Annotated in this window: 20 protein-coding genes; 11 read left to right on the top strand and 9 right to left on the bottom strand. The window is 64.6% G+C overall.

What is annotated here, in order from left to right; all coding sequences use genetic code 11:
• Nucleotides 1-21: 21 nt before the first annotated feature.
• Nucleotides 22-780: a TetR/AcrR family transcriptional regulator gene (locus J1M87_RS07730; protein ID WP_206488972.1), complete on the top strand. Its 759-nt coding sequence runs from the start codon at nucleotides 22-24 to the stop codon at nucleotides 778-780.
• Here the strand turns inward: J1M87_RS07730 and J1M87_RS07725 are convergent.
• Complete coding sequence (locus J1M87_RS07725; protein ID WP_206488971.1) at nucleotides 777-950, bottom strand: hypothetical protein; 174 nt, start codon at nucleotides 948-950, stop codon at nucleotides 777-779. The genes J1M87_RS07730 and J1M87_RS07725 overlap by 4 nt on opposite strands.
• Nucleotides 951-1,012: 62 nt before the next feature.
• Here J1M87_RS07725 and J1M87_RS07720 point away from each other — a divergent pair, with 62 nt between their 5' ends.
• Both J1M87_RS07720 and J1M87_RS07715 read left to right on the top strand, forming a co-directional pair.
• Nucleotides 1,013-1,558: a type 1 glutamine amidotransferase domain-containing protein gene (locus J1M87_RS07720; RefSeq protein ID WP_206488970.1), complete on the top strand. Its 546-nt coding sequence runs from the start codon at nucleotides 1,013-1,015 to the stop codon at nucleotides 1,556-1,558.
• 16 nt (nucleotides 1,559-1,574) lie between these two features.
• On the top strand, nucleotides 1,575-2,555 hold the full coding sequence (locus J1M87_RS07715) for an iron-siderophore ABC transporter substrate-binding protein (RefSeq protein ID WP_206488969.1): 981 nt from the start codon (nucleotides 1,575-1,577) through the stop codon (nucleotides 2,553-2,555).
• A gap of 24 nt (nucleotides 2,556-2,579) precedes the next feature.
• On the opposite strand, the gene J1M87_RS07710 is transcribed toward J1M87_RS07715, so the two are convergent.
• Nucleotides 2,580-3,041, bottom strand: a complete 462-nt coding sequence (locus tag J1M87_RS07710) for a PPOX class F420-dependent oxidoreductase (protein WP_206488968.1) — start codon at nucleotides 3,039-3,041, stop codon at nucleotides 2,580-2,582.
• A gap of 33 nt (nucleotides 3,042-3,074) precedes the next feature.
• Here J1M87_RS07710 and J1M87_RS07705 point away from each other — a divergent pair, with 33 nt between their 5' ends.
• Nucleotides 3,075-3,932 carry a polyphosphate kinase 2 family protein gene (locus J1M87_RS07705; RefSeq protein WP_206488967.1) on the top strand — a complete coding sequence of 286 codons (858 nt, stop codon included), beginning with the start codon at nucleotides 3,075-3,077 and terminating at the stop codon, nucleotides 3,930-3,932.
• A gap of 79 nt (nucleotides 3,933-4,011) precedes the next feature.
• Here the strand turns inward: J1M87_RS07705 and J1M87_RS07700 are convergent, their stop codons facing one another.
• The 5 genes from J1M87_RS07700 to J1M87_RS07680 all read right to left on the bottom strand — a co-directional run bounded on the left by J1M87_RS07700 (nucleotide 4,012) and on the right by J1M87_RS07680 (nucleotide 8,746).
• The gene (locus J1M87_RS07700; protein ID WP_206488966.1) at nucleotides 4,012-5,052 is read right to left on the bottom strand and encodes an NAD(P)-dependent alcohol dehydrogenase; all 1,041 of its coding nucleotides are present in this window, start codon (nucleotides 5,050-5,052) and stop codon (nucleotides 4,012-4,014) included.
• A gap of 96 nt (nucleotides 5,053-5,148) precedes the next feature.
• Nucleotides 5,149-5,424 (bottom strand): hypothetical protein, encoded by a 276-nt coding sequence (locus J1M87_RS07695; RefSeq protein ID WP_206488965.1) that lies wholly within the window; start codon nucleotides 5,422-5,424, stop codon nucleotides 5,149-5,151.
• A 91-nt stretch (nucleotides 5,425-5,515) separates the two neighbouring features.
• Complete coding sequence (locus J1M87_RS07690) at nucleotides 5,516-6,391, bottom strand: 3-hydroxybutyryl-CoA dehydrogenase (protein ID WP_206488964.1); 876 nt, start codon at nucleotides 6,389-6,391, stop codon at nucleotides 5,516-5,518.
• A gap of 163 nt (nucleotides 6,392-6,554) precedes the next feature.
• Nucleotides 6,555-7,844, bottom strand: a complete 1,290-nt coding sequence (aceA, locus tag J1M87_RS07685; RefSeq protein WP_206489097.1) for an isocitrate lyase — start codon at nucleotides 7,842-7,844, stop codon at nucleotides 6,555-6,557.
• Between the two features lie 497 nt (nucleotides 7,845-8,341).
• Nucleotides 8,342-8,746, bottom strand: a complete 405-nt coding sequence (locus J1M87_RS07680) for a hypothetical protein (RefSeq protein ID WP_206488963.1) — start codon at nucleotides 8,744-8,746, stop codon at nucleotides 8,342-8,344.
• Between the two features lie 146 nt (nucleotides 8,747-8,892).
• Here J1M87_RS07680 and ramB point away from each other — a divergent pair, with 146 nt between their 5' ends.
• Nucleotides 8,893-10,305: an acetate metabolism transcriptional regulator RamB gene (ramB, locus tag J1M87_RS07675; protein WP_206488962.1), complete on the top strand. Its 1,413-nt coding sequence runs from the start codon at nucleotides 8,893-8,895 to the stop codon at nucleotides 10,303-10,305.
• Nucleotides 10,306-10,394: 89 nt separating this feature from the next.
• Here ramB and J1M87_RS07670 read toward each other — a convergent pair whose 3' ends face one another.
• The gene (locus tag J1M87_RS07670) at nucleotides 10,395-10,691 is read right to left on the bottom strand and encodes a helix-turn-helix transcriptional regulator (protein WP_206488961.1); all 297 of its coding nucleotides are present in this window, start codon (nucleotides 10,689-10,691) and stop codon (nucleotides 10,395-10,397) included.
• Between the two features lie 106 nt (nucleotides 10,692-10,797).
• On the opposite strand from J1M87_RS07670, the gene J1M87_RS07665 reads away from it, so the two are divergent.
• From J1M87_RS07665 to J1M87_RS07640, 6 genes are all read left to right on the top strand, one after another.
• Complete coding sequence (locus J1M87_RS07665; RefSeq protein WP_206488960.1) at nucleotides 10,798-12,390, top strand: ABC transporter substrate-binding protein; 1,593 nt, start codon at nucleotides 10,798-10,800, stop codon at nucleotides 12,388-12,390.
• Nucleotides 12,380-13,369 carry an ABC transporter permease gene (locus tag J1M87_RS07660; protein WP_307830756.1) on the top strand — a complete coding sequence of 330 codons (990 nt, stop codon included), beginning with the start codon at nucleotides 12,380-12,382 and terminating at the stop codon, nucleotides 13,367-13,369. The genes J1M87_RS07665 and J1M87_RS07660 overlap by 11 nt, the downstream gene beginning before the upstream one ends.
• Complete coding sequence (locus tag J1M87_RS07655; RefSeq protein ID WP_206488959.1) at nucleotides 13,366-14,205, top strand: ABC transporter permease; 840 nt, start codon at nucleotides 13,366-13,368, stop codon at nucleotides 14,203-14,205. Before J1M87_RS07660 ends, J1M87_RS07655 begins: the two co-directional genes overlap by 4 nt.
• Complete coding sequence (locus tag J1M87_RS07650) at nucleotides 14,202-14,957, top strand: ATP-binding cassette domain-containing protein (RefSeq protein WP_307830755.1); 756 nt, start codon at nucleotides 14,202-14,204, stop codon at nucleotides 14,955-14,957. Before J1M87_RS07655 ends, J1M87_RS07650 begins: the two co-directional genes overlap by 4 nt.
• The gene (locus J1M87_RS07645) at nucleotides 14,954-15,568 is read left to right on the top strand and encodes an ABC transporter ATP-binding protein (protein WP_206488957.1); all 615 of its coding nucleotides are present in this window, start codon (nucleotides 14,954-14,956) and stop codon (nucleotides 15,566-15,568) included. The genes J1M87_RS07650 and J1M87_RS07645 overlap by 4 nt, the downstream gene beginning before the upstream one ends.
• A gap of 108 nt (nucleotides 15,569-15,676) precedes the next feature.
• Nucleotides 15,677-16,453, top strand: a complete 777-nt coding sequence (locus J1M87_RS07640; RefSeq protein WP_206488956.1) for an LLM class flavin-dependent oxidoreductase — start codon at nucleotides 15,677-15,679, stop codon at nucleotides 16,451-16,453.
• A gap of 74 nt (nucleotides 16,454-16,527) precedes the next feature.
• On the opposite strand, the gene mqo is transcribed toward J1M87_RS07640, so the two are convergent.
• Nucleotides 16,528-17,850, bottom strand: coding sequence for a malate dehydrogenase (quinone) (gene mqo, locus J1M87_RS07635; RefSeq protein WP_206488955.1), 1,323 nt, complete (start codon nucleotides 17,848-17,850; stop codon nucleotides 16,528-16,530).
• Nucleotides 17,851-17,900 lie beyond the last annotated feature (50 nt).

Below are 17,900 nucleotides of genomic sequence, written 5' to 3'. Positions count from 1 at the left end.
GCAGGCGCATAGGGTGGAGTTGTGGTGAGAAATACGACGGTAGCGCAGTCGGACGAGGCCGGGGAGACGCGAGAACGACCCGACGCGGGTCAATCCAAGGCCGAGAAGCCGGACGGCCGCAAACGGCGGTGGCGCGAGCACAAGATCGCTCGACGCGAAGAACTGGTGGACGGCACGCTGGCCGCGATCCGCACCCGTGGCCGCGAGATCGGCATGGACGAGATCGCGTCGGAGATCGGTATATCCAAGACGGTGCTCTACCGGTACTTCACCGACAAGAACGATCTGACGAATGCAACCATGTCGCGGTACGTCGAGACGACGCTCGCCCCCAGGATCTACGCCGCGATCTCGAACGAACTCGACGAGTACGAGCTCACTCGTGTCGTCGTGACCGCGTACGTCGAGACCGTCGCCACCGATCCCGAGGTCTACCTCTACGTCATGGCGAACAACGCGGGCAACAACCGAGACGTCGTCGCCGAGTCCGAGCGGATGATCGCCGAGTTGCTCTCCACCGTCCTGGGAGAGCGGCTACGGCAGCGTGAAATGGATTCCGGCGGTTCGGTGCCGTGGGCTTTCGCCATCGTCGGCGCGGTCCAGCTGGCGACGCACTGGTGGATTTCGAACAAATCCATGTCCGCGGACGACCTGATCGATTACCTCTGCATGATGATGTGGGGTGGCATTCACGGTGTCGCGATGGCCGACGGTTCGCCCGCGAAATTCAAATCGCAGCCGCACCCGTTGGTCGTCGACGACAAGCCGACCGCGCCCTAACGCTCGTCGCGGTCCTCGTCCAGGGGCACTTCGGCTCGCTGATCGAGCGCATCGCGGACATCGGCCTCGATGGGCAGATCAACCGCAGTCGGCTCCTCGGGCTCGTCCATGATCGGCGTGTTCTGCAAGGCTCGATCCTCGGTCGGGGTTTCGATGGGTTTCTCGCTCATGTCTCCATTCGTACCATCGCTCGTCCGTTTGAGATTCGTCCCGGTCGGACATCCGAACGGGCATGACTACCGATACCTTGACCGGACGCCGCGTTGCCATACTCGCCACCGACGGCGTCGAACAAGTCGAGCTGGTTCAGCCGCGCGAAGCCGTCGAGAAAGCAGGAGCCACAGCCACATTGGTCTCACTTGTGCACGGCGATATCCAAGCCATGGAAAGTGATGTCAATGCCGCCGACACCTTCACGGTGGACCGCGTCATCGCCGAGGTCTCCACGGACGACTTCGACGCGCTGATTCTGCCCGGCGGAACCACCAACCCCGATCAACTTCGCGTCGACGCGGATGCAGTCGAGTTCGTCCGTGCCTTCATGCAGACCCACAAGCCCATCGGCGTGATCTGCCACGGAGCGTGGACACTCGTCGAGGCCGACGTCCTCAGAGGCCGCACGTTGACCTCCTACCCGAGCATCCGCACCGACATCCGCAACGCGGGTGGAACCGTCGTCGACGAGGAAGTCGTGGTGGACGGCAACCTGATCTCGAGCCGAAACCCGGACGATCTGCCGGCGTTCTGCGCGAAGATCGTGGAGAATTTCAGCGCTTGATAGGTTAGCGTGCCCTATGCACTTTTCCCGTTCGTCGGTTCTGCCTGCGGCAGTTCTCGCCTTCGCTCTCACCCTCACCGCATGCAGTTCCGGCGACACCAGCGCGGATTCGACCGAGCCCGGCGGGGTCGTCGTCACCGACATCTTCGGCGAGGTCGAGGTTCCGAAGAATCCACAGCGCGTGGTGGCGCTCGGCTGGTCCGACGCCGAAACAGCCCTGGCCCTCGGCGTGCAACCCGTCGGTGCCAGCGATTGGCTCGGCGTCGGCGGAGACGGCCTCGGCCCCTGGGTCGAGCAGTCCTACGACACCGATCCCACGATCCTCGGCACCTACGACGTCGACATCGAATCGATCGCGGCACTGGCACCGGACCTGATCCTGTGGACCCGCAGTACCAACGACGAGTCCGTCTACGAGGACCTGTCCGCGATCGCGCCGACCGTCGGGGCACCGCCGGGAACCGAGACCGCCTACGGCACCACCTGGGACGGCCAGACCGAGATCGTCGCGCAGGCTCTTGGCAAAGTCGACGAGGGCAAGAAACTCGTCGACGACACCGAGGCCATGTTCGACGACACCGTCGCCGCCAATCCAGAGTTCGCAGACAAGACCGTTGCCGTCGGCACCCTCTACAGCGGACAGGTCGGTGCCTATGTCCGCGGCGACACCCGCGTCGACTTCCTCGAATCCCTCGGCCTGACGAACACCCCGACCGTCCAGAACCTCGCCGAACCCGGCAAGTTCAGCATCGAATTGTCCGAGGAGAACATCGCAGCGCTCGACGCGGACCTGACCGTCATGTTCCCCATCGGCACCGGACCCGAGGTGATCACCGAGAATCCATCGATTCAGGGACTTGCCTCGGCCCGCGACGGTCGGCTGGTGGTACTCGGGGATCAGAACCTCTCCAACGCATTCTCGGCAGCCTCGGTTGCGGGAACCCGCTACGCGTTGGAGAACGCCGTGCCACTGTTCGCGGCGCCGCTGAAGCGCTAGATCACACTCTCCCCGGCGGGCTTGTCACACTCTCCCTGGTGGGAAGCCACCCGCGGCGATCGGGCCCCAGGCGTCGATCACGATGCGTATCAACGACTTTCCCTGCTTCACCATCGCCGCGCGGTATTCGTCCCAGTCCGAGTGCTCGCCGGCGATACTGCGGAAGTACTCCACCAGAGGCTCGACGGCGTCGGGCAGATCGATGATCTCTGCAGTCCCGTCGACCTGCACGTAGTCACCGTCCCAGTCGTCACTGTGCACCAACACGGTCACGGCGGCGTTGCGGCGAATGTTGTGCACCTTCGCGCGCTCGGGGTACGTGGCGATGACGATACGGCCCTGCGAGTCCACACCGGCAGAGACCGGGGAGACCTGCAGACCATCGTCGCGCTTGCGGGTGATCAGGGTGTGGCGGTGCCGAGGCGAGACGAACTCGAGCAGCTGTTCGCGCGAAACGGATTCGGCTTTTGCGATCGTAGGTGCCATGCATTCCATCGTAGAGAAGTAGTCTCCTCAGTCATGGCCGACAAGTCGAAACTGTGGACGCACTCTCCCGTCGATGTGCTGCGCGCCAGTGCCTCTCCCCGGGTGGAAGACATCGACTTCACCGCAACTCCGGGTTTCGACGGGTCCAAATCTCACGGGAACGACATCCTCGAGCAGCGCGGTGCAGTCCTGGCCGAGTTGCAGGAGAAGCTCTACGCGCACGGGCGCACCGGCGGCGACCGTTCGGTCTTGCTGGTGCTGCAGGGCATGGATACCGCGGGCAAGGGCGGCATGGTCAAGCATGTCATCGGGATGGTCGATCCACAGGGCGTCGACCTGGCGTCGTTCGGCGTTCCGACGCAGCTGGAAAAGCAGCACCATTACCTGTGGCGCATCCGCAACGCGCTACCTCGGGCCGGTCGGATCGGGGTGTTCGACCGCTCCCACTACGAGGACGTTCTCGTTGTCGCGGTGCATGATCTGGTGCCACGGCAGGTGTGGGAGAAGCGATTCGACGAGATCAATGCTTTCGAGAAGGAGCTGACCGAGGAGGGGACCGTCATCGTCAAGATCGCGTTGTTCGTCTCGCCGGACGAGCAGAAAGAGCGGCTACAGGAGCGGCTGGATCGGCCGGACAAGCATTGGAAGTACAACCCGGGTGACGTCACCGAGCGCGGCTTCCTCCCGCAGTACCGCGAGGCGTATCAGCGAGTTCTCGATCGCACGGACCGCGATCATGCGCCGTGGTACGTCGTACCGGCCGACCGCAAGTGGTACAGCCGCCTCGCGGTCACGGAGATTTTGATCGATGCCTTGGAGAAGCTCGATCTCGATTGGCCTGCAGCAGATTTCGACATCGAACTCGAGAAGAAGCGGCTCGCCGAGAGCTGAACCCCCTTCGAAGGCGTGGATGGTCCATCGACCCCCGTCTGGGCAGGTCGATGGACCATTCACGCGTACAACGAGACAGTTACAGCGTCGCTGCGTCGATCACGAAGCGGTAGCGCACATCGGATTCCACGACGCGGTCGTAGGCCTCGTTGATCTTGTCGCCCGGGATGAGCTCGATCTCGGCACCGATCTTGTGCTCGGCGCAGAAGTCCAACATTTCCTGGGTCTCGGCGATGCCGCCGACCATCGAGCCTGCGAACGAGCGACGGTTGGCCAACAGGTTGAATGCCGGCACCTCGAGTGGCTTCTCGGGAACGCCGAGCTCGACGAGCGTGCCGTTACGAGCGAGCAGTCCCAGGTACTTGCCCATGGGTAGGTTGGCCGACACGGTGTTGAGGATGAGGTCGAACGAGCCCTGCAGATCCTTCAGGGCGGTGGTGCCCTTGGTGGCGTAGTACTCGTCGGCACCGTAGGCCTTGCCGTCGGCTTCCTTGCTGTCGGTCTGGCTCAGCACAGTCACGTGCGCACCCATGGCGTGGGCGATCTTGACGCCCACGTGGCCGAGGCCGCCCATTCCGATGATGGCGACCTTCTTACCCGGTCCGGCTCCCCAGTGCTTGAGCGGCGAGTACAGCGTGATGCCTGCGCACAGCAGGGGCGCGGCGACGTCGAGCTCGATGCCTTCGGGGATGCCGAGGACGAACTTCTCGGTGACGACGATCTGGGTGGAGTAGCCACCGTGGGTGAACTCGCCCTCGTAGGTCTTGGAGTTGTACGTCTGGACGACGCCCTTGGTGCAGTACTGCTCGTCGCCGTCCTTGCAGGCCGCGCACTCGCCGCAGGAGTCGACGAAGCAGCCCACGCCGACGCGGTCGCCGACCTTGCGGGTGGTGACATCGGAGCCGACCTCGGCAACGATGCCCGCGATCTCGTGGCCGGGAACCACCGGGTAGGTAGTGCCACCCCACTCGTTGCGAGCGGTGTGGATGTCGGAGTGACAGATGCCGGCGAACTTGACGTCGATGAGGATGTCGTTCGCCCCGAGTGCGCGTCGCTCGATGGTCGTCTTCTCGAGCGGAGCGTCGGGAGCGGTGGCCTGGTAGGCGGTAGCTGAAGTCATATTTACATTGCTACCTACGCATCTGTGCGAGTGCAACCAGGCCGGCGCCTCGACCAGGCTATTCCTGCCGCGGACGAGTCGTTTGCAACAGTAACGTCAGCTGTTCTTGGCGATATTGGCGCCGAGCCACAGCACGTACGCGCCCAGACCGACCAGTCCGATCCGACGAGTTTTGGGGTACGCGATCGCGGTGCCGACGGCCAGTTCGGTCGCTCCGTTACGACTGATCCAGGTTCGAGTGTCCTTGGGGAACGGAAGCTTGGTGATTCCCTCGAAGGCCTCGGGAACCACGAAGTGAGCGGCACCGGTTGCGGCCAACCCGATTCCGAATGCCTTGGGAACCAGACTGTTCGACTTCTTGGACTTGCTCACTGATGCGCTCCCTGCGATCGACTTGTGTGAACTGGCAGACCGACAATAGCGCTCCGTCCGATCCTGCGGGGCGACCCGCCCGAGACGGCCCCTACTTTGTCACCCGACCGTTCTCGTAGCGATAGAAACCGATTCCGGCCTTCTTGCCCACCTGCCCGGCCTCGACCATGCGCAGCAGCAGAGCAGGGGCTGCGAACAGTGGTTCCTCGAATTCCGAGTACATCGAATCTGCGATGGCTTTCACCGTGTCGAGGCCGATCAGATCGGTGAGGGCGAGCGGGCCCATCGGGTGTGCGAGTCCGAGCATCGTCGCCTTGTCGACGTCCTCTTTGCTGGCAAAACCCGACTCGACCATGCGAATCGCCGACAGCAGGTAGGGCACGAGCAATGCGTTGACGACGAAGCCCGGCCGGTCTGCCGACCGCACCACCTGCTTGCCGAGAACATCGCCTGCGAATCTCTCGGCCCGGCCGGCAACGGCCTCCGAGGTCGAGTCCGTGACGACGAGTTCGACGAGCGGCAGCACCGGCACCGGATTGAAGAAGTGCAAACCCACGACGCGGTCCGGTGCTGCGGTCGCGGACCCGAGCGCCGTGATGGGAATCGAGGACGTGTTCGAGGCCAGCACGGCGCCGGGATCTGATACGGCGGCGTCGAGCTCGGCGAAGATGCCTGATTTCGTCATCTCGTCCTCGGGTACCGCCTCGACCACCAACTCGCGATCGGCGAAGTCCGAAAGGTCGCAGGTGAAGCTCAGCCTGCAGGCCGCGTTCTCTCGTTCACGCTCGGTGATCTTGCCGCTACTGACGCCCCGATCGAGAGACCGCAGGATGCGCTGCCGCCCGGCTGTGGTCAGTTCCCGAGTCTGGTCGTAGACCAATACGTCGACGTGCGCGCGTGCGCAGACCTCTGCGATGCCCGCGCCCATCTGTCCGGCCCCGACGATCCCCACCCGCTCGACCGTCACAGCAAACTCCTTCGAAATAACCTGCGCTACAACAACTAGAGGCGAGATGGGGGTAACTCTTGCCAGGTGCACCCAGAACCCAGACGATACGAATCAGGCGGCCCGCAACGAAAGTTGCGGGCCGCCCGACTGGTGCGCTGAAGATCCGGGGAGGCGGAACTGCTTAGTGGAACTGTCCTTCTTCGGTGGAGCCCTTCAGTGCAGCCGTCGAGGTGTTGGGGTCGACGGTGGTGGCGATGCGGTCGAAGTAGCCCGCGCCGACCTCACGCTGGTGCTTGATGGCGGTGAAGCCGCGCTCCTCGGCAGCCTTGAACTCGCGCTCCTGCAGATCGACGAACGCGGTCATGCCCTCGCGGGCGTAGCCGTGCGCCAGATCGAACATGCCGTAGTTGAGCGAGTGGAAGCCGGCGAGGGTGATGAACTGGAACTTGAATCCCATTGCGCCGAGCTCCTTCTGGAACTTCGCGATGGTCGCGTCGTCCAGGTGCGCCTTCCAGTTGAACGAAGGCGAGCAGTTGTAGGCGAGAAGCTGGTCGGGGAATTCACTGCGAACCGACTCGGAGAACTTCTTGGCGACCTCGAGATCCGGCACGCCGGTCTCCATCCAGATCAAGTCTGCGTACGGTGCGTAGGCCTTGGCACGAGCGATGCAGGGCTCGATGCCGTTCTTCACTCCGAAGAAGCCTTCGGCGGTGCGGGTTCCGTCCAGGAATTCGCGGTCACGCTCGTCGACATCGGAGGTGATCAGCGTGGCTGCCTCGGCGTCCGTACGGGCGATGATGACCGAAGGCACGTCGGCGACGTCAGAGGCCAGACGCGCAGAGGTCAGGGTGCGGATGTGCTGCTGGGTGGGGATGAGCACCTTGCCACCGAGGTGGCCGCACTTCTTCTCCGATGCGAGCTGGTCCTCCCAGTGCACGCCGGCGGCACCGGCTGCGATCATGGCCTTCTGCAGCTCGTACGCGTTCAGTGCGCCACCGAAGCCGGCTTCGGCGTCGGCCACGATGGGGGCAACCCAGTTCTTGACGGCGGTGTCGCCCTCGACCTTGGCGATCTCGTCTGCGCGCAGGAGTGCGTTGTTGATCCGGCGGACCACCGACGGCACCGAGTTGGCCGGGTAGAGGCTCTGGTCCGGGTAGGTGTGGCCCGAGAGGTTGGCGTCGCCTGCGACCTGCCAGCCGGAGAGGTAGATCGCCTGGAGGCCGGCGCGAACCTGCTGCACGGCCTGGTTGCCGGTCAGGGCACCGAGCGAGTTGATGTAGTCCTCGTTGTTGACGAGATCCCAGAGGATCTCGGAGCCGCGGCGCGCCAGCGTAGCCTCTTCGACCACAGTGCCCTGGAGGTCGGAGACCTGCTGTGCGGTGAAGTTGCGTGTGACGCCCTTCCAGCGCGGGTTGGTGTCCCAATCCTGCTGGATCTCGGCGGTGGTCTTCGGGGTGCCGGTGGTCGACATCTTCAGCTCCAGTCTCTTCTGCATTCTCGGCCTGCCTCGAGACAAATCTTCACATCGTTGCCAGGCCCTTCTGGTGTACTCCAAAACAATGGCACACCCCAAAACATGCGTCTACCAGTTGTTAGTGCCAATCTTGGCTAGCTTTCCCGAACACCTTGCTAATGTTGCGAATTTTTGACTGCTACAAACCTCGCCGATCGGACAGCTCGGTTACTCGTCAGTAGCGACGAAACCCCAGTTGGTGAACACAATGCACGAAATCTCTTACCGGACGCTCGTACGGTTTGATGGGGACGTCTGAATCGAGTCAGAATTCGACGTGCATGTGATGGAGATCACACTTGTATCGTCTCAGGATATGGACGCACTCCGACGGGCGAAGCATCGATGACACGGCCCCGAGCTGCACCGAAACAACAATGCTCCACTCCCCGGGGCTGTGGACGACCATCGTCGCGCACGCCCCGGAGGTGGAGCATGAAGGGTGTTGGAACGAATCAGATGCGAATACTGGTTCTATCGTCGCTGGAGGCCACTACGCGCGAGGTGGTCGGGGCACGACGCGTGGCGAGCACACCGAGGGCTCCCATGGCGGCGATCACCAGCCCGCCGATGATGGCGAACAGGTCTGCGGCCAGTACCCCGGACGGGAACACCATCAGTGCAGGCGAGAGCACAAGAAGCAGACCGAGACCGACGTGAGCCCAGTGGCTCTGCCTCGACGAGGATCCGATGGCCCACAGCGCGGTCGATGCCGCGAGAATCCCGAGGACCAGGATCGCTCCGGTGACCTCCTGAACTCCCTGAACCGGGAGCCAGACGGTGGACCCGACGAGAACAGCTCCGGTGATGAATACGACGACGTCCCTGACGATTTCCCATGTGCGTTGATGCTTGGACATGACCGCTCCTCGAGGTGCTGTGCGAATAACCCGTATACCGGTATACGCCTTTACTTCGGCAAATGTTCCCGATGAACACCCAATTGTGACCCAACAGCATTTGCCAACGGTGCTAACGCATTTCTTCGCAGGCGTAGCCTGGCGATATGTCGAAAACCTTCGTCGGCGTGCGGCTTCGGCAGCTTCGCAGCGAACGCAGCATGAGCCAGGTGTCGTTGGCCCAGAAGCTCGGCATCTCGGCCAGCTATCTCAACCAGATCGAACACGATGTGCGTCCGCTGACGGTGCCGGTACTGCTCCGCATCTCCGAGGTCTTCGGCGTCGACACCTCGTTCTTCTCCTCCGAGGACGACACCAGATTGGTCGCCGAACTCCGCGAGGTGGCGCTCGATCAAGACATGGGTATCGACGCCGACGCCCATGAGATCGCCCAGATGGTCAGCTCGCACCCGCAGTTGGCGCGGGCGATGGTCAACATGCATCGCCGATACCGCAATACGACGGCTCAGCTGCTCGCCGCTACCGAGGAGCGCTTCTCCGATGGCAGTGGCAGTGGTTCGATCAGCAAGCCGCACGAGGAAGTGCGCGACTACTTCTACCAGCGGCAGAACTACCTACACGATCTGGACACCGCCGCGGAGGCGCTCACGTCGAGGATTCGCTTCCATCGCGCGGACCTGGGCGGCGAGATCGCCAAGCGACTACGGACCGTGCACGATGTACAGATCGTCAATCGCATCGACCTCGGCGAGAACGTACTACACCGATTCGATCAGCAGACGCGCGTACTCGAGATATCACCACACCTGTCCGGTGGTCAGAAGGTGTTCCGGTTCGCCGCCGAGTTGGCGTACCTCGAATGCGGAGACCTGCTCGAGCGGATGGCCGAGGAGGGGAACTTCTCCAGCGAGTCCTCGAAGAAGTTGGCGGTGCTCGGCTTCGCCAACTACTTCGCTGCCGCAACGGTGTTGCCGTATCACCAGTTTCACGATGTAGCCGAGGATTTCCGGTACGACATCGAGCGGCTTTCGGCGTTCTTCTCGGTCAGCTACGAGACCATCTGTCACCGACTCTCCACGTTGCAGAGACCTGAGTTGCGGGGTGTGCCGTTCTCGTTCGTCCGAGTCGACCGCGCTGGGAACATGTCCAAACGGCAGTCCGCCACAGGTTTTCATTTCTCGTCGAGTGGCGGAACCTGTCCGCTGTGGAATGTGTACGAAACCTTCGCCTACCCGGGCAAGATCATGACCCAGATCGCCGAGATGCCCGACGGCCGCAACTATCTGTGGATCGCGCGCACCGTCGAGCGTCGCGCCGCGCGATACGGTCAGCCCGGCAAGACCTTCGCCATCGGTCTCGGTTGCGAGCTACGCCACGCAGGCAGGCTGGTGTACGCCGACGGTCTGGACGTGCAGGGTTCTGCGGCCGCGACACCGATCGGCGCAGGTTGCCGGGTGTGCGAGCGGGCGAATTGCCCGCAACGCGCTTTCCCGCCGCTGGGCAAGGATCTCGACATCGACGAGCACCGAAGTTCGGTATCGCCGTACCTCGTTCGCTGAGGGACAACCACACTGCGCGTGCACCGCTCTGCACCGGTCTCGATACCATCGGACTCGGAGAACATGGGGATCTTGGCGGTTCCGACGGATCAGCCGTGCCGGTGCTTCGCGCCCATGATGTCGTGCAGGATGCGGTGCACGATGGCGTCGGCGACCACCCGATAGTGCACCGTGCGGCCCGACTTCGTGGTGTCGACCCACCCGCGGGCTCTGAGTGCGCGGAGCGATTGCGATGCCGCGTTCTCGGTGACCCCCACGGCGGCAGCGAGTTCCGCGACAGTGGCACCGGATTTCTCGTGCATGTAGCTGATCAGACGCAACCGTGTCGGATCGGACAGCACGGCAAAGCGTGCCGACCATTGTTCGATGTCGTCGCTGTCGCTCATCGATTCTCCCGCGCTGCTGGTTTCGAATACTGCTGTTACGCTACGGCACACAATATGTGTCCACTTGGACACATATCCTGATCGAGCCCGCACCGTGGAGTAGTCCGTGAAACCGTCCATCGCCCGAGTTCTGGGCCTCGCCGTTGCTCTCGCCCTCACCGCCGCAGGATGCGCATCAGCCTCCGAGGACGACGCCGGCGAGGCGATCGTGTTGGCCGACAGCCAGGAACTCGGCGGGTTCAGTCCGGTGTCCGGATACGGAGCACTCGGCGTCTCCCCGATCTACGAGGGATTACTGCGCCCCGATGCCGATTCCGACTCCACACTTCCCGATCTCGTTCCGTCCCTGGCGGACTCGGCCCCGATCCAGATCGCGCCGCGACAGTGGCGAGTGGCCTTGCGCGCGGACGTCGCTTTCTCGGACGGTACCGCGTTCGACTCCGCGGACGTGGTGAGCACCTACGAGGCCGTGAAAAATCCGATCGTCGCATCCGAGATCTCGACGGACTTCGATCCGATCACCAAAGTCGTCGCCGATGGATCCGATGCCGTCGTGGTCACGATGAACACCGACGCAGATCCCTCGCCGTACCTTCTGCTCGGCATCGCTCCGTCGGAGCGCATCGAGCAGGCACCCGCGGCCGACTGGGCGCTGAACACCGAACCCGTCGGAACCGGACCGTACATTCTGGACAGCCTGCGTGCGGATCAGGCCGTCTTCACCGCACGTGAGGACTATTGGGGCGAGGCCCCGCAGGTGAGACGACTGGTGATCACCTACACCCCGGACGACAACACCCGCGTGCAGCGCGTCGCCACGGGCGAGGTCTCCGGCACTTCACTGCCTCCCACTGCCGTCGCAGCGCTCGACGGACGCGACGACGTCAGAACGGTCGGGGTGAAATCTGCTGACTGGCGCGGGGTCTCGCTCCCGGCGGGCAATGCGTTCACATCCGACCCGCAGGCCCGGATAGCGATGAACCTCGCCGTCGATCGCAGCGGCATGGTCGACGATGTTCTCGGTGGATACGGACGCCCCGCGAGCACACCGGTGGCCGCGGTCTACGGCGAGGCCTACGAGCCGACAGCAGTGTTCCCGTTCGACCTGTCCGCCGCCGAGTCCGTCCTCGATGCCGCAGGGTGGCGCGCCGGCGCAGGCGGCGTCCGCGAGAAGGACGGTGCCACTGCGTCGTTCGAGCTTCTCTACAATGCCCAGGATTCCGTGCGACGGGATCTCGCGGTGGCCTTCGCCGCCGCCATGCAACCGGTGGGTATCGAGGTGCGGCCCCGCGGCACAGGGTGGGACGAGATCGAGACCCGCCTCGGCGACTCGGCAGTGCTGCTCGGCGGCGGCGACACCCCGTACAGCATCGACTCCCAGGTGTTCGACACCTTGCACACCCGCGTGGCGGACTCCTCGCCCTATGCCAACCCCGGCAACTTCACCGCGCCGGGTATGGACGACTTGTTGCAGCAGGCACGCGATTCCGCGTCCGGACCCGAGAACGACGCTCGATACCGGCGGATCCAACAGCTCTACGTCGAGCAGCCGTCCTCGGTGTTCCTCGCGTTTCTCGACCACGCCTACGCGTATCGCGATCTCGGCTGGAACCAGAGCCCTCCGATACTCGAACCGCACTCGCACGGTGTCTCGTGGGGTCCGTGGTGGCACCTGGCGGCGTGGACACGTGCGCAGTAGGACACGGGGCGGCACAGCGGGGCGGATCCTCGCCGTCCGTGCGGGTATCGCGATCCCGACGGTCGTCGCGGTCTCGGCCGCCATGTTCGCTCTGGCGTCGGCGTCGCCTCTCGACCCGCTCGCGGCGTACCTCGGTGACAGCTACCAGAGTGCGACTCTGTCGCAGCGGCAGCAACTTCGAGACGCGTACGGAACGGAGCAACCCTGGTACACCGCGTGGTGGACCTGGCTGACCGATCTGCTGCACGGCGACCTCGGGTGGTCGTCCACCCAATCCCTCCCGGTCTCGACGGTTCTTGCCGAACGTCTGCCCTTCACTCTCGGCCTGTCGGGTCTCGCACTGATTCTGGCCACTGCGATCGCCGTCGTACTGGGTTCGTCGGCCGGGATGCGCCGCGGCGGACTGCTCGACCGGGCATGCTCGGTTCTGTCCGCGACCTTCGCGGCCGTGCCCCCGTTCGTGGTGTCGCTCGTCCTGGTCTCGGTGTTCGCAGTGACCCTCCGGTGGTTTCCCACCTCGGGGGCACGGGCACCGGGCACCACGTACTCGGCCGCCGGGATCGCCGCGCACGCCGTGCTTCCGCTCATCGCGCTCACCGTCTCGCAGATCCCCTGGCTACTGCTGGCCATGCGGGCTGCGGTGGTCGACTCGACCGAGTCCGATGCGGTGCGCGCGGCGCGGTCCCGCGGGATCTACGGATGGGCGCTGTTGCGTGGGCACGTGCTGCCGACGTCGGTGGCTCCGACGTTGGCACTGCTGGGCACGCGGTTACCCGAACTCATCGCGGGTGCGGCCATCGTCGAGACCGTGTTCGGCTGGCCCGGGATGGCGAACGCGCTGGTGCAATCGGCTGCAGCACTGGACTTCTCGCTGATGGCGGCGACGACGACCGCCGCGGCATTGGCAGTTCTGCTCGGCTCGGCACTGTCCGATGCCGCGACCGCCGCGATCGATCCACGAGTACGGATCGCCGCATGACCGCCCGCGACCACGAACTCGATGCTCGACGTCGATACATACCCGACGCGCCGTGGTTCCTCGTCCTCGCGATCGCACTCATCGCACTGCTGATCCCGATGATCGCCGGTCGGCAAACCGCTGATTTTTCGGCAGCGCTGCTGCCGCCGAGTACCTCGAACCTGCTCGGCACCGATCACTCCGGCTACGACATGCTCGTCAGAACAGCGGAGGGGCTACGGATCTCGCTGCAGATCGCGGCTCTCTGCGCGGTGATCGCGTGCGCACTCGGAGTAGTCATCGGGGTCGCTTCGGCCGCTGCTGGTGGATGGTTCGACGCCGTCGTCATGCGCACGGTCGATACGGTCAACGCCCTCCCCCACCTGGTACTGGGCATCGTCATCGCGGCGCTGTGGCGAGGCGAGCCGCTGGCCGTGGTGGCGTCGATCTCGTTGACGCACTGGCCCTCTGTCGCCCGGATCGTGCGGGCCGAGGTCTTGGCAACGGCCAATTCCGGGTGGGTTCGTACCTCTCGCCTGGCCGGCGCGTCCCGATGGTTCGTCGCCCACCGACATCTCGCACCGTCGGTGGGCGGGCAGATCCTGGTGGCGATGGCGATGCTGATTCCGCACGCCATCTGGCACGAATCGACATTGTCGTTCCTCGGTGTCGGCCTCTCACCCGATCGGGCGAGCCTGGGCACACTGCTCGGGCAGGCCCGAGGTGACGTGATGCTCGGCGCGTGGTGGACGCTCGCCGTTCCGGCCACGGCGCTGGTGGTGACGGCACTCGCGTTCACCCTTGGACTGTCGATGCTGCGACGCCGACTCACGCCCCCCGGAGGTTCGGTGTGGTGAGCGCAGCCAGGCTCTGCGGATACAGCGTGGACATCGACTCCCGTAGCCGGGGAGGCACGGTGGTGCGCACGCTGAACTCCGTCGATCTCGACGTCGCCTCCGGCCGGGTCACCGCCCTCGTCGGCGAATCGGGATGCGGAAAGTCCCTCGTCGCGCGCGCACTGTGCGGGTTGCTCCCCCCCGGGTCACACACGACCGGAACCCTCGAAATAGCCGGACATGCAGTGCAGACCGAGGCCGACTGGCGACGCCTCCGCGGGCACGGTATCGGGCTGATCCCACAGTCACCCGCTACCTCGTTCACACCCGTGCGCACCCTCGGATCCCAACTCGCCGAGATCGCACGAACCCTCGAAAGCGCACACAGTGTGCCGGAGCTGCTCGACCGCGTCGCACTCCCGTCATCGGCCGCGCAACTGTTCCCACACGAACTGTCCGGTGGAATGGCGCAGCGCGCCGCGATCGCCGCGGCGCTCGCCGGATCACCGGATCTGGTGATTGCGGACGAGCCCACGTCTGCACTCGATCCTGCTCTGGCAGAACAGGTCTGGGCACTGTTGAGCGGCATCGCGGCAGACGGTCGAGCCGTTCTCGTCGTCACTCATGATCTGACCTCGATGATGCGCTCGGGCACCTGTGGATCCATCGCGGTGATGAAGGCAGGGGCGACGGTACTCCAGGCCACGCCGGCGGCGATACTCGCGCACGAGGACGACTACATCGGCGCTCTCTTCGATGGGGCGACAGTATGATCGAAGCTCGCAATGTCGCTGTGGAGTTCGGCGGTAGCGTTGTCCTACAACATGTCTCGGTGACCGTTGCCCGCGGCGCTACAACCGGCATCACCGGCCCGTCCGGCGTCGGCAAAACCACGCTGCTCGGGGTGCTGGCCGGTTCGATACAGCCGCATGCAGGCACCGTCACCTGGGATGGGCAGGCCCGGCCCCCGCGCGGATCCATCGCTCTGCTCGCGCAGCATCCGAGACTGGTGTGCAATCCGCGGTGGACCCTCGGTTCGATCGTGTCCGAGCCTGCATCGATTCGCCGGGAGACCATCGACCTCGACACCGTCTGCGAGCGCGTCGGCCTCGATACCGCTCTGCTACGGCGATTCCCGGCCCAGGTGAGCGACGGGCAACTCCAACGCGCCTGCCTTGCGCGCATCCTGGTGCAACGGCCGATCTACATCCTGTGCGACGAGCCGACGTCCATGCTCGATCCGATCGCCACCCGCGCCGTGATGCGACTGCTTGCTGCACTCGCCGCAGACGGTGCCGGGCTCGCTGTGGTCAGCCACGACCGGGCCGTCATCGACGCACTCGCGCCCGAACATCTCGAACTCCGCCCACACAACACAGTGTGAGCGTCTGTCCCACGTAGTTCGTCCCGAGCCCCGCAGGTGATGCGCTCACCGCTCGAGTCCAGGTACGTTCACTGATCGGATGAGAAATCGGCCTCGAGAGGAACTCCGATGACGCGAATAGGCGTTGTACTTCGACCCGAGATTGCTCCCGAAGCACTGATCGAGGCGGCGCGCACAGCTGACGCCGCAGGCGTCGACGAGGTGTGGCTGTGGGAAGACTGCTTCTTCTCCGGTGGGCTGTCCACTGCGGCACTTGTTCTCGCGCACACCGATCGGGTGAACGTCGGAATCGGAGTGCTCCCCACCGCGATGCGCAACGTGGCGTCGACGGCGATGGAGATCGCGACCATTGCCCGAGTCCATCCGGGACGGCTACGCGTCGGGCTCGGCCACGGCGTTCAATCCTGGATGGGTCAGATCGGTGGCCGAGTGCAGTCTCCCCTGACCCTGCTGCGCGAGCAGATGGCGGCGCTGACGAGCCTGCTGGCGGGTGACTTGGTCACGGTGCAGGGACGATACGTCTCGCTCGACGAGGTGAAGTTGAATTGGCCACCGCCGCAACCACCGCCGCTGCTCGTCGGTGCGACGGGCCCGAAGACACTGGCCCTGAGCGGTCGCAGCAGCACAGGAACGATCCTCACCAGCGAGACGACCCCGGAACAGGTGCGCACCGCTATCGAGCACATCGACGGAGGGCCTCGGCACGAGGTGATCGTCTACGTTTCGGTCGATTCCGATTCCGACACCTCCACGCACGCTGTGCAACGTTGGATCGACGCCGGGGCAACAACTGTGGTGCTCGAGCCCTCCGCAGATCGTTCCGATCTGAACAGCGTGTTCGAGGCCGCGGCCTCGTTGACGACAGAGTTCGATGCGAGCCGCTAGGACCACTCGACGGCCCTGTTCGGGGCACTGGCGCTTCTGATCCTGGGTGAGCCGCCCGTGCTCGACGCATCGGACTAGGCGGACAGCATCTCGCGCACCCGCTGGTCCAATTCGCGCCCGGGGAAGCATCGGCGGAGTACCTCGATCATGATCGGAACGGCCGTGGACGCACCGGGTGATGCTCCGAGCACCGACGCGATGGTGCCGTCCTGCGAGGCAACCACTTCGGTGCCGAACCGCAGTTCGCCGGCTTTGACGATCTGCGCACGCTGACCGGCACCGACGATGGCCCAATCCGCAGACGCAGCGTGCGGGACGAACTGACGCAGCGCGGCTGTCTTCGTAGCACGCGTGGCTGTCAGTTCGGAGAGCAGCAGTGCGATCAGCGGTGTGTTGTTTCGGGCCATCGTCAGCAACGAACCGATGTTGTCTCGCCTGATCGATCGCGGCAGGTCCAGCAGCGATCCGTGTTTCATGAACCTGGGATTCGTGCCTGCGTACGGCCCGAACAATATGGAGCGTTGCCCGCCGACGATGCGGGTGTCCAGGTGCGGCACCGACATCGGCGGTGCACCGACAGGAGGTGTCCCGTAGACCTTGGCATCGTGTCGATCGACCACCTCATGTCGGTCACACCGCAGGAACTGTCCACTGATCGGCAGCAGTCCGTAGCCACGCGCCTCCGGAATCCCCGCTTGCCGCAACAACTTCAACGCCCAGCCGCCGGCTCCGAGGAAGACGAATCGAGCGTGCTCCACCGGCCGGCCGCCTCGCACCTCAAGTCGCCAGGATCCGTCCCGAGCCTGCGAGAGCCCACGCACTTCCCGGCCCGTCTCCACGCTCGCACCGGTGCGCGCCATGGCGTCGAACATGTGTCGAGTCGCCGCTCCGAAGTCGACATCGGTGCCCGTCGCATCCCGCGTGGCCGCCCAGGTGCCGGTGCGGCCCTCGCCGACCAGCGGTGCCCATCGTTGCAACACCGCAGGGTCTTCGGTGTACTCCATCGCCTCGAACAGCGGGTGAGCACTCAGTGCCCGGTGCCGCGCTCGCAGAAACGCGACGTTGTCGGCACCTCGGACGAACGTCATGTGCGGCACCGGGCGCAGGAAACCGGACGTGGGCAAGGTGGACCAGAAGCGGCGGGTCGTCGCGAACTGCTGGGCGACCCCCACGGCTCGGGCAATGTCCACCGAACCGTCGGATCTCATGGTCGTGTAATTGGTTTCGCACAAACCAGCGTGGCCCGTTCCCGCATTGTTCCAGCCATCGGATGCTTCTGCGGCCACGCGCGGTAATCGCTCGAGCACCCGAATCGACCAGGTCGGTTCCAGCCGGTGCAGCAGCGTGCCGAGCGTCGCACTCATGATTCCGCCGCCGACGAGGATGACGTCGTCCATCTATCCACCCCTTCTCGTACTAAGTACAACCAACGCTAGCACCGACTCGT

Source organism: Rhodococcus sp. KRD162, from assembly GCF_017168335.1.
Classification (GTDB): domain Bacteria; phylum Actinomycetota; class Actinomycetes; order Mycobacteriales; family Mycobacteriaceae; genus Rhodococcoides.
Note: the sequence above shows the minus strand (reverse complement) of the source record. Positions and strands in the feature narration are given on the sequence as shown.

Excerpts from the sequence above, each read along its gene's own strand:
- aceA (WP_206489097.1), bottom strand. The coding sequence starts at position 7,844 with ATGTCGACCACCGGCACCCCGAAGACCACCGCCGAGATCCAGCAGGAT.
- J1M87_RS07670 (WP_206488961.1), bottom strand. The coding sequence starts at position 10,691 with ATGAGCGACAGCGACGACATCGAACAATGGTCGGCACGCTTTGCCGTG.
- J1M87_RS07710 (WP_206488968.1), bottom strand. The coding sequence starts at position 3,041 with ATGGCACCTACGATCGCAAAAGCCGAATCCGTTTCGCGCGAACAGCTG.
- J1M87_RS07680 (WP_206488963.1), bottom strand. The coding sequence starts at position 8,746 with ATGTCCAAGCATCAACGCACATGGGAAATCGTCAGGGACGTCGTCGTA.
- J1M87_RS07705 (WP_206488967.1), top strand. The coding sequence starts at position 3,075 with ATGGCCGACAAGTCGAAACTGTGGACGCACTCTCCCGTCGATGTGCTG.
- J1M87_RS07645 (WP_206488957.1), top strand. The coding sequence starts at position 14,954 with ATGATCGAAGCTCGCAATGTCGCTGTGGAGTTCGGCGGTAGCGTTGTC.
- J1M87_RS07640 (WP_206488956.1), top strand. The coding sequence starts at position 15,677 with ATGACGCGAATAGGCGTTGTACTTCGACCCGAGATTGCTCCCGAAGCA.
- mqo (WP_206488955.1), bottom strand. The coding sequence starts at position 17,850 with ATGGACGACGTCATCCTCGTCGGCGGCGGAATCATGAGTGCGACGCTC.
- J1M87_RS07715 (WP_206488969.1), top strand. The coding sequence starts at position 1,575 with ATGCACTTTTCCCGTTCGTCGGTTCTGCCTGCGGCAGTTCTCGCCTTC.
- J1M87_RS07655 (WP_206488959.1), top strand. The coding sequence starts at position 13,366 with ATGACCGCCCGCGACCACGAACTCGATGCTCGACGTCGATACATACCC.
- ramB (WP_206488962.1), top strand. The coding sequence starts at position 8,893 with ATGTCGAAAACCTTCGTCGGCGTGCGGCTTCGGCAGCTTCGCAGCGAA.
- J1M87_RS07720 (WP_206488970.1), top strand. The coding sequence starts at position 1,013 with ATGACTACCGATACCTTGACCGGACGCCGCGTTGCCATACTCGCCACC.
- J1M87_RS07725 (WP_206488971.1), bottom strand. The coding sequence starts at position 950 with ATGAGCGAGAAACCCATCGAAACCCCGACCGAGGATCGAGCCTTGCAG.
- J1M87_RS07700 (WP_206488966.1), bottom strand. The coding sequence starts at position 5,052 with ATGACTTCAGCTACCGCCTACCAGGCCACCGCTCCCGACGCTCCGCTC.